This is a genomic window from Georgenia daeguensis, assembly GCF_039537705.1.
GTDB classification, from domain to species: Bacteria; Actinomycetota; Actinomycetes; order Actinomycetales; family Actinomycetaceae; genus Georgenia; species Georgenia daeguensis.
Genome location: NZ_BAABBA010000002.1, coordinates 1 through 12,365, shown reverse-complemented (window position 1 = coordinate 12,365; position 12,365 = coordinate 1). Strand labels below are relative to the sequence as shown.

The following is a 12,365-nucleotide window of genomic DNA, read 5'->3' as shown; positions in this document are numbered from 1 at the left end:
CGGCCCGCGCCCGGGTCGCCGCGCGGCTCAGGGCCGGCGGCCGCAGCCCGAGTCCGGCTGGCGCAGCCCGAGTCCGGCTGGCGCAGCCCGAGCCCGGCTGGCGCAGCCCGAGCCCGGCTGGCGCAGCCCGAGCCCGGCGGCCGGAGCACGAGCCCATCACCTCCCGACCGGCAGTCGCGCCCGACGTGCCGCCGGCCGCGTCACCCGTCAGGATCGAGAGCATGACTGACGGCATCATCGACGGCGCGCAGCCCCTCCTCGACGAGATCGCCTCCCGGCTCGACGGCGACGGCCGGACGGTGGCGGTCGCCGAGTCCCTCACGGCCGGGAAGATCGCCTCCCACCTCGGGGCGGCGCAGGACGCCTCCACGTGGTTCGCGGGTGGCGTCGTCGCCTACACGAACGAGACGAAGTACTCCGTGCTCAACGTCGACCGCGGCCCGGTCGTCACGGCCACGTGCGCAGGGCAGATGGCCGACGGCGTGGCGGAGCTCCTCGCCGCCGACGTGGCCGTCGCCGTGACCGGCGTCGGCGGACCGGGCCCCGAGGAGGGCAAGGAGGCCGGCACCGTCTACGTCGGCGGACGCGCCGGTGCCCGGAGCCTCACGGCGGAGCTGCACCTTGACGGCGGGCCGACCGAGGTGGTGGAGGCGACGACGCTGCACGCGCTGCGCATGCTGGTCGACCTCGTCCGAGGCAGCTGAGCGGGGACACCCGGCGCGCAGAGCAGTGGGGGGCGCGCCGGGCAGGGCGTCGCTGACGGAGGCGCTGCGCACCTCGGGCGGGCGCAGCTGAGGGACGCGTCACACCCCGTCCCACCAGGCGTGCAGGCGGCGGCGCCCGCCATCGAGCGAGGTAGCATCGCCGCGTCCGACATCCTTTAAGGCCCGTCCCGTGAGGCGGGGAAGGAGGTCCTCGTGGCCACCATGCCCACGAGCGCCGGCGCAGAGCGCACGGTGCTCACCGAATCCGACATCTCGCGTTCCCTCGTCCGCATCGCGCACGAGATCCTGGAGCGCAACCACGGCAGCGACGGCGTCGTCCTGCTGGGGATCCCGACCCGGGGGGTGCCGCTCGCCGAGCGGATCGCCCGCCGGATCAACGAGACGGAGGACGCCTCCGTCCCCGTCGGCGCGCTCGACATCACCATGTACCGCGACGACCTGCGCGGCCAGCCGACCCGGACCCTGGGCCGCACCACCCTTCCTGCCGCGGGCATCGACGACCAGGTCGTGGTGCTCGTCGACGACGTCCTGTACTCCGGCCGCACGATCCGCGCCGCCCTCGACGCTCTCAACGACCTCGGCCGGCCCGCCGCGGTCCAGCTCGCGGTCCTGGTCGACCGGGGGCACCGGCAGCTGCCCATCCGCGCCGACTTCGTCGGAAAGAACCTGCCCACCTCCCGCGCGGAGCGCGTGCGCGTCCAGCTCTCGGAGACCGACGGCGTCGCCGACGCCGTGACCATCTCCACCCCGGCCGCGGAGGTCGTCCGATGAGGCACCTGCTCTCGGCCGCCGACCTCAGCCTGGACGAGGCGGTCCTCATCCTCGACACCGCCGAGGCGATGGCCGCGACGCAGGGCCGGACGATCAAGAAGCTGCCCACCCTGCGCGGCCGCACGGTCGTGAACCTCTTCTTCGAGGACTCCACCCGCACGCGGATCTCCTTCGAGGCCGCGGCCAAGCGCCTGAGCGCGGACGTCATCAACTTCTCCGCGAAGGGCTCCTCGGTCTCCAAGGGCGAGTCGCTCAAGGACACTGCGCTGACGCTCCAGGCGATGGGCATCGACGGCGTCGTCATCCGCCACCACGACTCGGGCGCGCCGCACCGCCTCGCCCACGCGGGCTGGATCGACGTCCCGGTGCTCAACGCGGGCGACGGCACCCACCAACACCCCACCCAGGCGCTGCTGGACGCGTTCACCCTGCGCCGCCACCTCACCACCGGCCAGGACGCGCCGGCGCCGGAGGGGTCCTCCCTGGAGGGCGCCTCGGTCGTGATCGTGGGAGACGTGCTCCACTCGCGCGTCGCCCGCTCGAACGTCCAGCTCCTGCACACCCTGGGCGCGACGGTGACGATCGTGGCCCCGCCCACGCTGCTCCCGGTGGGCATGGAGTCCTGGCCGTGCCGGATCAGCTACGACCTCGACTCAGCCCTCTCCGAGGCGCGGCCGGACGCGGTGATGATGCTCCGCGTCCAGCGCGAGCGCATGTCCTCGGCGGGCGGCGGGTTCTTCCCGTCCCCCCAGGAGTACCACCGCCGCTACGGCCTCGACGGCGCGCGTCTGCGCCGGCTGCCCGAACGCGCGATCGTGATGCACCCCGGGCCGATGAACCGTGGCCTGGAGATCAGCGCCGACGCCGCCGACTCCCCGCGCTCCACCATCGTCCAGCAGGTCGCCAACGGCGTCTCCGTGCGCATGGCCGTGCTCTACCTTCTCCTCGCCGGCGGCGAGGAGACCTCCGGAGGGATCTCATGACCGACTACCTGCTCCGCGCGGCCCGCCCCCTGGGCGGCGACCCCACGGACCTGCTCCTGCGCGACGGCGTCATCGCCGCGACCGGTGCCGACGCCGCCCGCGAGGCCGGGCCGGACGCGGTCACGGTCGACGCCGACGGGCTCGTCGCCCTGCCCGGCCTGGTGGACCTCCACACCCATCTGCGTGAGCCCGGCCGTGAGGACACCGAGACCGTCTTCACGGGCACCCGGGCCGCCGCGGCGGGCGGGTTCACCGCCGTCCACGCCATGGCGAACACGACCCCGGTCGCGGACACCGCCGGCGTCGTGGAGCAGGTCTGGAACCTTGGCCGCGAGGCCGGCTGGGTCGACGTCCACCCCGTCGGCGCCGTTTCCGTGGGGCTGCAGGGCGAGATGCTCGCCGAGCTCGGCGCGATGGCCACCTCGGCCGCCCGGGTGCGGGTCTTCTCCGACGACGGCAGGTGCGTCTCGGACCCGGTCCTGATGCGCCGCGCGCTGGAGTACGTCAAGGCCTTCGACGGCGTCATCGCCCAGCACGCCCAGGAGCCGCGGCTGACCGAGGGCGCCCAGATGCACGAGGGCGCGGTCTCCGCCGAGCTCGGGCTGGCGGGCTGGCCGGCGGTCGCGGAGGAGTCGATCATCGCGCGCGACGTGCTGCTCGCCGAGCACGTGGGCTCCCGGCTGCACGTGTGCCACCTGTCCACGGCCGGCAGCGTCGACATCGTGCGGTGGGCGAAGGCCCGGGGAATCGACGTGACGGCCGAGGTCACCCCGCACCACCTCATCCTCACCGACGAGCTGGCGCGGTCCTACGACCCGCGCTTCAAGGTCAACCCCCCGCTGCGCACCGCCGAGGACGTCGAGGCCGTGCGGGCCGGGCTCGAGGACGGGACCATCGACATCGTGGCCACCGACCACGCCCCTCACGCCGTCGAGGACAAGGACTGCGAGTGGCCCGCCGGTGCGTTCGGCATGACGGGCCTGGAGACGGCGCTGCCCGTGGTGATCGAGACCATGGTCGAGACCGGGCGCCTGAGCTGGTCCGACGTGGCGCGCGTCATGTCGGTGACTCCGGCCCGCATCGGCCGGGTCCAGGACCACGGCCGCCCCGTCGCCGTCGGAGAGCCCGCCAACCTCACGCTGGTGGACCCGACGGTCCGGCGGGTGGTCGACCCCGCGGCCCAGGCCACCCGCAGCAACAACAGCCCGTTCGCCGGCACCGAGCTGCCCGGCCAGATCATGGCGACGTTCCTCCGGGGACGCGCCACCGTGCTCGACGGCGCCCCCGTGGCGCGAGAGGAGGTCGGCGCATGAGCGCCCCCACCAACCAATCCGGTGCCCACGGCGGTCCGGCCGCCCAGAACCCCGCGACCGACGCCCGGTCTGCCCGCGCGCCCCGCGGCGCCCTGCGCGAGCCCGCCCTGATCGTCCTCGAGGACGGTTTCGTCCTGCGCGGCAGCGCCTACGCCGCGACCGGCCGCACGGTGGGCGAGATCGTCTTCTCCACCGGGATGACCGGCTACCAGGAGACCCTCACGGACCCCTCCTACCACCGGCAGATCGTCGTCATGACCGCCCCGCACGTGGGCAACACGGGTGTCAACGACGAGGACCCGGAGTCGTCCCGCATCTGGGTGGCCGGCTACGTCGTGCGCGACGCCGCCCGCCGGGCCTCGAGCTGGCGCTCCGTGCGCGAGCTCGAGGACGAGCTGGCCGACCAGGGCGTCGTCGGCATCTGCGACGTCGACACCCGCGCCCTGACCCGCCACCTGCGCGAGCGCGGGGTCATGCGCGCCGGCATCTTCTCCGGCGACGCCCTGCCCGCCGGTGCCGCGAGCATGGGCGAGCAGGCCGTCGAGGTGCTCCTCGACGTCGTCCGCGAGTCCCCGCACATGGCCGGTGCCGACCTGGCGCGCGAGGTCAGCACCGAGGAGGCCTACGTCGTCGACCCGACGGGGGAGCACGCCGGCCAGGAGCCGGTGGCCACGGTCGTCGCCGTCGACCTCGGCATCAAGTCGCGGACCCCCGAGCAGCTCGCCGCCCGCGGCGTGCGTGTCCACGTGGTCCCGCAGTCGACGTCGCTCTCCGCCGTGCTCGCGCTCGAGCCGGACGGGGTGTTCTTCTCCAACGGGCCCGGCGACCCTGGCGCGGCCACCCACGAGGTCGAGCTGCTCCGCGGCGTGCTCGATGCCAAGCTGCCGTTCTTCGGCATCTGCTTCGGCAACCAGCTCCTCGGCCGCGCCCTCGGCTACGGGACCTACAAGCTCGAGTACGGCCACCGCGGCGTCAACCAGCCGGTCCTCGACCGCGCCACGGGACGGGTGGAGATCACCGCTCACAACCACGGCTTCGCCGTCGACGCCCCGATCGGGGAGGCCTCCGTCGCCCCGTTCGACGGCGGCCGCTACGGCCGTGTCGAGGTCTCCCACGTCGGCCTCAACGACAACGTGGTCGAGGGCCTGCGCGCCCTGGACATCCCGGCCTTCTCGGTGCAGTACCACCCCGAGGCGGCCGCCGGCCCGCACGACGCCGAGCACCTCTTCGACCGGTTCGTCGCCCTCATGCGCGAACGCTCCACCACCACCACCACCGAAGGCGAGGCCCGCTGATGCCCCGGCGCACCGACATCTCGTCCGTCATGGTCATCGGCTCCGGGCCGATCGTCATCGGCCAGGCGGCCGAGTTCGACTACTCCGGCACGCAGGCCGTGCGGGTGCTGCGCGAGGAGGGCCTGCGCGTCATCCTCGTCAACTCCAACCCCGCCACGATCATGACGGATCCCGAGCTGGCCGACGCGACCTACGTCGAGCCGATCACCCCCGAGGTCGTCGCCACGATCATCGCCAAGGAGCGGCCCGACGCCCTGCTGCCCACCCTCGGCGGGCAGACCGCGCTCAACACCGCCATCGCCCTCGCCGAGAACGGCGTGCTCGAGGAGTACGGCGTCGAGCTCATCGGCGCCTCGATCGACGCCATCCACCTCGCCGAGGACCGTGAGAAGTTCAAGGGCGTCGTCGAGCGCTGCGGGGCCGAGAGCGCCCGCTCCGCCATCGCCCACACCCTCGAGGAGGCCCACGAGATCGCCGCCGAGCTCGGCTACCCGCTCGTCGTGCGCCCGTCCTTCACCATGGGCGGCCTCGGCTCCGGCTTCGCGCACACCCCCGAGGACCTCAACCGGATCGCGGGCGCGGGCCTGCACTACTCGCCCACCACCGAGGTGCTCCTGGAGGAGTCGATCCTGGGGTGGAAGGAGTACGAGCTGGAGCTGATGCGCGACAAGGCGGACAACGTCGTCGTGGTCTGCTCGATCGAGAACGTCGACCCCGTCGGTGTGCACACCGGCGACTCCATCACGGTCGCGCCCGCCCTGACCCTGACCGACCGCGAGTTCCAGAAGCTCCGGGACGTCGGGATCGCGATCATCCGCGAGGTCGGCGTCGACACCGGCGGCTGCAACGTCCAGTTCGCCGTCGAGCCGACGACCGGGCGCGTCGTGGTCATCGAGATGAACCCGCGCGTCTCGCGCTCCTCGGCCCTGGCGTCGAAGGCCACGGGCTTCCCGATCGCGAAGATCGCCGCCCGCCTCGCCGTCGGGTACACGCTCGACGAGATCCCGAACGACATCACGGGCTCCACCCCGGCGAGCTTCGAGCCCACGCTGGACTACGTCGTCGTCAAGGTCCCCCGGTTCGCGTTCGAGAAGTTCCCGGCCGCCGACCCGACGCTGACCACCACGATGAAGTCCGTCGGCGAGGCCATGGCGCTCGGGCGGAACTTCACGGAGGCGCTGCAGAAGGCGCTGCGGTCCATCGACAAGAAGGGCACGACGTTCCACTGGGACGGCCCCGCCCCGGACGCCGCGCAGACCGCGGCGCTCCTGGAGTCGGTGCGCACGCCGACCGAGCACCGCCTCGTCGAAGTCCAGCAGGCCATCCGCGGCGGCGCGACCGTCGAGCAGCTCTACGAGGCGACGGCGATCGACCCGTGGTTCCTCGACCAGCTCCTCCTCATCGAGGAGGTCGCCGGGCAGGTCCGCACCGCCCCCGCACTCACCGAGGACGTGCTGCGCCTGGCCAAGCGGAACGGTTTCTCCGACCTCCAGATCGGGCGCCTGCGCGGCCTGGGGGAGGAGGCGGTGCGCGAGGTGCGCCACGCCTACGGCCTGCGCCCGGTGTACAAGACGGTGGACACCTGCGCCGCCGAGTTCGCCGCCCGGACGCCCTACCACTACTCCGCCTACGACCTGGAGACGGAGGTCGCCCCGCGCGAGCGCGAGGCGGTGATCATCCTGGGCTCGGGACCCAACCGGATCGGCCAGGGCATCGAGTTCGACTACTCGTGCGTGCACGCCACCCTCGCGCTGGCGGAGAAGTACGAGACCGTCATGGTCAACTGCAACCCCGAGACCGTCTCGACGGACTACGACATCTCCGACCGGCTCTACTTCGAGCCGCTGACGTTCGAGGACGTCCTGGAGGTCTACCACGCCGAGCTGGCCGCAGGCCCGGTCGCGGGCATGGTGGTCCAGCTGGGCGGGCAGACCCCGCTGTCGCTGGCCCAGCGCCTGGCGGACGCCGGCGTGCCGATCCTGGGCACGTCGCCCGAGTCCATCGACCTGGCCGAGGACCGCGGGGCCTTCGGGGCCGTCCTGGGCCGCGCGGGCCTCCCCGCGCCAGCTTTCGGGACGGCGACCTCTGCCGACCAGGCCCTGCAGGTCGCCGGCCGCATCGGCTACCCGGTCCTCGTCCGCCCGAGCTACGTGCTCGGCGGGCGCGGGATGGAGATCGTCTACGACGAGCCCGGCCTGCGGGACTACCTCGCGCGCACCTCGGACGGCAAGGGCTCCGAGGCGTCGCGCCGCGCGGCCCCGCTGCTGATCGACCGGTTCCTCGACGACGCCATCGAGATCGACGTCGACGCGCTCTTCGACGGCACCGACCTGTTCCTCGGCGGGGTCATGGAGCACATCGAGGAGGCCGGCATCCACTCCGGCGACTCGGCGTGCGTGCTGCCGCCGGTGACCCTGTCGGCCGCCGAGCTCGAGCGGATCCGCCGCTCGACGCAGGCCATCGCCGAGGGCGTGGGCGTGCGCGGCCTGCTCAACATCCAGTTCGCGCTGGTCTCGGACGTGCTGTACGTCATCGAGGCCAACCCGCGCGCCTCGCGGACCGTGCCGTTCGTCGCCAAGGCCACCGGCGTGCCGCTGGCCAAGGCTGCGGCGTTGATCATGGCGGGGGAGTCGATCGCCGAGCTGCGCGCGCGGGGCTTCCTGCCAGAGCAGGACGGCGGCGTACTCGACCTCGACGCGCCCATGGCGGTCAAGGAGGCGGTGCTGCCGTTCAAGCGGTTCGCCACCGGGGCCGGGTCCATCGTGGACACGCTGCTCGGCCCCGAGATGCGCTCGACCGGCGAGGTGATGGGCTTCGACGTCGACTTCCCGACGGCGTTCGCCAAGTCCCAGTCCGCCGCCTACGGCGGCCTGCCCACCACGGGGCGGGTGTTCGTCTCCGTCGCCGACCGCGACAAGCGCTCGATCATCTTCCCGGTGACCCGCCTCGTCGAGCTCGGCTTCGAGGTCCTGGCGACGGCGGGCACCGCGGGGGTGCTGCGCCGCTACGGCGTGCGCGCCACGGTGGTGCGCAAGGCCTCGCAGGGACGGGGCCCGCAGGGCGAGCCGACGATCATCGACCTCATCACCGAGGGCGAGATCGACATGGTCATCAACACCCCGAGCGGCCAGGGCGCCCGCGCCGACGGCTACGAGATCCGCGCGGCGACCACGGCCGCGGACAAGCCGATCATCACCACCGTCCAGGAGTTCGGCGCCGCCGTGCAGGCGATCGAGGCGGTGACCGCCGGCCCGTTCGCGGTCCGCAGCCTCCAGGGTCACGACGCCGACCGCGCCGCTCGCCGCGAGCCCGCGCCGGCCCGGCTGGCGGGGTCGGCCCGGGTGGCCGGGGCCGTGGGATGACCGTCGACGGCGGCGCGGTCGTCCCGTTCGGCGACCGGCTCGCGGCGGCCATGGACGTGCACGGTCCGGTGTGCGTGGGCATCGACCCGCACCCCGGCCTGCTGGAGTCCTGGGGTCTCTCCGACGACGCCGCGGGCCTGCGTGCCTTCGCGCTCCGTGTGGTCGAGGCCCTCGGAGGGCGGGTCGCGGCGCTCAAGCCGCAGTCGGCGTTCTTCGAGCGGCACGGCTCGGCCGGCGTCGCCGCCCTCGAGGAGGTGCTCGCCGCGGCCCGGGACGCCGGCACGCTCACCGTCCTCGACGTCAAGCGCGGCGACATCGGCTCGACGATGGCCGGCTACGCGGAGGCCTACCTCCGTGACGGCGGCCCCCTCGCGGCCGACGCGGTGACGCTCTCGCCCTACCTCGGCTTCGGCTCGCTCCGCCCCGCCCTCGACCTCGCGCGGCGGACCGGGCGGGGCGTGTTCGTGCTGGCGCTGACGTCGAACCCCGAGGGGGCCGGGGTGCAGCACGCCCGTACGCCCGCCGGCTCGGTGGCGGGGGAGATGGTCGACGGCGCCCGCACCGAGAACGCCGTCGCGCCGGGTGAGCGTCTGGGCTCGGTGGGCCTCGTGGTCGGGGCGACCGTCGGGTCCGCCGTCGCGGACCTGGGGCTCGACCTCGCCTCCGTGCGCGGTCCGCTGCTCGCGCCAGGCGTGGGTGCCCAGGGTGCCGGCGCCGCCGAGCTCGCCGAGGTGTTCGGCCCCGCCCGGCACCAGGTGCTCGCCAGCACGTCTCGCGGCGTGCTCGGCGCCGGGCCGGACGGCCTCGTCGACGCGCTCGCCCGCGCCGTCGACCAGGCGCGCGAGGCGCTCGGGCGCTGAGGACTGCGGGCTGCCCGGGGCTCGCAGGTCCGAACCTGCGTGCGGGCTGGCCGGGACCGCCTGGGTGCCGCGCCCTCGAGAGGCGCGTCCGTGGCGGTCCCGGGCCAGCCCGGCGCACAGTTGAGCCCGTCGTCGTCCCGCTCCGCCGTTGCCCACCTCCGGACCGACCGCTAACGTCCAGACATCGCACCATCCGTGGACTGACGAGGTGACCGATCGTGGCACTGCCGCCCCTGACCCCCGAGCAGCGCGCCGACGCCCTGGCGAAGGCCGCCGCCGCCCGTGCCACGCGCGCGGAGGTGAAGAACAAGCTCAAGTACTCGCAGGTCAGCCTCTCCGAGGTGCTGGAGGCCGCGAAGAAGGACGAGGCGCTCGGCAAGCTCAAGGTGGTCTCGCTGCTCGAGTCGCTGCCCGGCATCGGCAAGGCGACCGCCCGGTCGCTGATGGCGGAGATCGGCATCTCCGAGGCACGGCGCGTACGCGGTCTGGGGCCGCACCAGAGCGCCGCCCTCGTCGAGCGCTTCGGGTGACGCCCGCCCGTACCGCCCCGTGCGGCATGCCCCGAGCACGTCGCCGTCCGGCGCGGGCGTGAGGGCCCTCACCACCGGAGAAGCCCGCTGCGCCCGGGCTCGCCCGCTCGCACCTGGCAGGATGGCGGGATGACCGACGTCGTCCCCCCGATGGACTCTCCGCACGCCCGCCTCACCGTCCTGTCCGGACCGACCGCCGTGGGCAAGGGGACGATCATGGCGGAGATGCGCCGCCGCGCACCCGACGTCTGGATCTCCGTCTCCGCCACCACCCGCGCCCCGCGCCCGGGGGAGGTCGACGGCGTCCACTACTACTTCCTCACGCCGGAACGCTTCGAGGAGCTCATCCGTAACGGCCAGATGCTCGAGTGGGCGCTGGTTCACGGCGCCAACCGCTACGGCACGCCGCGGGGACCGGTCGAGCGCGAGCTCGCCGCCGGCCGGCCGGTCTTCCTCGAGCTCGACCTTCAGGGCGCGCGCCAGGTGCGCGAGGCGATGCCGGACGCCCGCTTCGTCTTCCTCGCCCCGCCTACCTGGGACGAGCTCGTGCGGCGTCTTGTCGGGCGTGGCACCGAGACCCCGGAGGAGCGCGAGCGCCGCCTCGCCACCGCCCGCGAGGAGCTCGCAGCGGTCGACGAGTTCGACCACGTCGTCGTCAACGACGACGTGGAACGCGCCACGGACGAGCTGCTCACCCTCATGGGCGTCACCGAGCGGGTAGACTAGATCGCTGTATGCGTGCGGGACGTCCCGCGCGGGCCCTCCCGGTCCGCCCGCGGCCCCGCGAAACCGAGCCTGGAGAAGGTCACCCATGTACGGAACCGTCGCCGCCCCCGAGGGCATCACCGACCCGCCGATCGACGAGCTGCTCGAGAAGGTCGACTCCAAGTACGCCCTGGTGATCTACGCCGCCAAGCGCGCGCGCCAGATCAACACGTACAACGCGCAGCTCCAGGAGGGCCTCCTCGAGTTCGTCGGCCCGCTCGTGCCGGCCGCGCAGGAGGACAAGCCGCTCTCCATCGCGATGCGCGAGGTCAACGAGGGCATGCTGACCCTCACCCGCATCGAGGACTGAGCACCTACCTCGCTCACTGAGGCAGAATCGCTGGCATGACCAGCACACAGGAACGCGCCGCCACGACATCGTCGGGCGGCGCGTTGCGCATCGTCCTCGGGGTCACCGGCGGCATCGCCGCCTACAAGGCGGCCCTGGTTCTCCGGCTCCTTCGTGAGGCCGGCCACCGCGTCCGGGTCGTGCCCACGGAGGCCGCGCTGCGCATGGTCGGGCGTCCCACGTGGGAGGCGCTCTCCGGCGAGCCGGTTCGCACCGGCGTCTTCGACGACGCCGAGCACGTCGACCACGTCGCCCTCGGTCGCAGCGCCGACCTGGTGATCGTCGCGCCCACGACGGCGAACCTCCTCGCCAAGGCGGCGGCCGGGCTGGCCGACGACCTGCTCTCGACGACACTGCTCACCGCCACCTGCCCCGTCCTGCTCGCCCCGGCGATGCACACGGAGATGTGGCTCCACGCCGCTACCCAGGCGAACGTCGCGACGCTGCGAGGCCGCGGCGTGCACGTCCTCGACCCGGACTCGGGCCGTCTCACCGGCGCCGACTCCGGCCCGGGCCGGCTCCCCGAGCCGGCCGCGATCGTCAGCGCCGCCCTCGCCCTCGTCTCTCCCGCCCTCGACGACCTCGCGGGCCGCTCCGTCGTCGTCTCCGCGGGCGGCACACGAGAGCCGATCGACCCCGTCCGCTTCCTCGGCAACCGGTCGTCGGGCCGCCAGGGCGTCGACCTCGCCCTCGCCGCCGCCCGCCGCGGCGCCACGGTGACCCTGGTCGCCGCCAACGTCGACGACGGGCTGGTGCCGGACCATCCAGCCATCGCGGTGCGGCGCGTGGAGACCACACTCGAGCTGCGCGACGCGGTCCGGGACGCCGGGGCCGCCGCCGACGTCGTCGTCATGGCGGCCGCCGTCGCCGACTTCCGCCCGGCGACGACGACGACGCACAAGATCAAGAAGACGTCGTCCGGTCCCGCGCCGATCGAGCTGGAGACGAACCCCGACATCCTCGCCGAGCTGGCCGCCGACAGGCTGCGCGGGGGGCAGGTCGTCGTCGGCTTCGCCGCCGAGACGGGCGACGCGACCGGTGACGTGCTCGCCCACGGGCGGGAGAAGGCGCGCCGCAAGGGGGCTGACCTGCTCGCCGTGAACGAGGTCGGTGCCGACCGCGGGTTCGGCGACGTCCCCAACGAGGTGACGATTCTCGACGCCGACGGTTCCGTCGTCGGGCGGGGGAGCGGGACCAAGTCTCAGGTGGCGGACGCGGTGTGGGACGCGGTCGCGGCCCGCCTGCGCGCTGCCACTACGATCGAGCGGTGACTTCTTCCGTCTTCCGTCAGTTCACGTCCGAGTCGGTGACCGAGGGGCATCCGGACAAGGTGTGTGACCGGATCTCGGACACGATCCTGGACGCGATCCTGGAGCAGGACCCGGTGGCGCGGGTGGCGGTGGAGACGGTGG

12 protein-coding genes are annotated in these 12,365 nt (G+C 73.6%); all 12 read left to right on the top strand.

The features are described from left to right. The first annotated feature begins 221 nt into the window (after positions 1–221). Positions 222–704: a CinA family protein gene (locus ABD774_RS01835; RefSeq protein WP_345036999.1), complete on the top strand. Its 483-nt coding sequence runs from the start codon at positions 222–224 to the stop codon at positions 702–704. A gap of 222 nt (positions 705–926) precedes the next feature. Continuing rightward, entirely contained in the window at positions 927–1,496 is a 570-nt protein-coding gene (gene pyrR, locus ABD774_RS01830; protein ID WP_345037633.1) for a bifunctional pyr operon transcriptional regulator/uracil phosphoribosyltransferase PyrR, read from the top strand. Beyond that, complete coding sequence (locus ABD774_RS01825) at positions 1,493–2,479, top strand: aspartate carbamoyltransferase catalytic subunit (RefSeq protein WP_345036997.1); 987 nt, start codon at positions 1,493–1,495, stop codon at positions 2,477–2,479. The genes pyrR and ABD774_RS01825 overlap by 4 nt, the downstream gene beginning before the upstream one ends. Further along, positions 2,476–3,792, top strand: coding sequence for a dihydroorotase (locus ABD774_RS01820; protein ID WP_345036994.1), 1,317 nt, complete (start codon positions 2,476–2,478; stop codon positions 3,790–3,792). The genes ABD774_RS01825 and ABD774_RS01820 overlap by 4 nt, the downstream gene beginning before the upstream one ends. Next, entirely contained in the window at positions 3,789–5,087 is a 1,299-nt protein-coding gene (gene carA / locus ABD774_RS01815) for a glutamine-hydrolyzing carbamoyl-phosphate synthase small subunit (protein WP_345036992.1), read from the top strand. Before ABD774_RS01820 ends, carA begins: the two co-directional genes overlap by 4 nt. Beyond that, positions 5,087–8,449 (top strand): carbamoyl-phosphate synthase large subunit, encoded by a 3,363-nt coding sequence (carB, locus tag ABD774_RS01810; RefSeq protein ID WP_345036990.1) that lies wholly within the window; start codon positions 5,087–5,089, stop codon positions 8,447–8,449. The genes carA and carB overlap by 1 nt, the downstream gene beginning before the upstream one ends. After that, positions 8,446–9,309 (top strand): orotidine-5'-phosphate decarboxylase, encoded by an 864-nt coding sequence (gene pyrF / locus ABD774_RS01805; RefSeq protein WP_345036987.1) that lies wholly within the window; start codon positions 8,446–8,448, stop codon positions 9,307–9,309. The genes carB and pyrF overlap by 4 nt, the downstream gene beginning before the upstream one ends. A 218-nt stretch (positions 9,310–9,527) precedes the next feature. Beyond that, on the top strand, positions 9,528–9,839 hold the full coding sequence (gene mihF, locus ABD774_RS01800) for an integration host factor, actinobacterial type (protein WP_345036985.1): 312 nt from the start codon (positions 9,528–9,530) through the stop codon (positions 9,837–9,839). 129 nt (positions 9,840–9,968) lie between these two features. After that, entirely contained in the window at positions 9,969–10,565 is a 597-nt protein-coding gene (gmk, locus tag ABD774_RS01795; RefSeq protein ID WP_425554429.1) for a guanylate kinase, read from the top strand. 85 nt (positions 10,566–10,650) lie between these two features. After that, entirely contained in the window at positions 10,651–10,914 is a 264-nt protein-coding gene (gene rpoZ, locus ABD774_RS01790; protein WP_345036983.1) for a DNA-directed RNA polymerase subunit omega, read from the top strand. Between the two features lie 83 nt (positions 10,915–10,997). Next, positions 10,998–12,224, top strand: a complete 1,227-nt coding sequence (gene coaBC / locus ABD774_RS01785) for a bifunctional phosphopantothenoylcysteine decarboxylase/phosphopantothenate--cysteine ligase CoaBC (protein ID WP_345037628.1) — start codon at positions 10,998–11,000, stop codon at positions 12,222–12,224. Further along, positions 12,221–12,365, top strand: a 145-nt coding sequence (locus ABD774_RS01780; protein ID WP_345037626.1) for an S-adenosylmethionine synthetase N-terminal domain-containing protein, incomplete at its 3' end; no start/stop codon positions are given. The genes coaBC and ABD774_RS01780, both read left to right, overlap by 4 nt.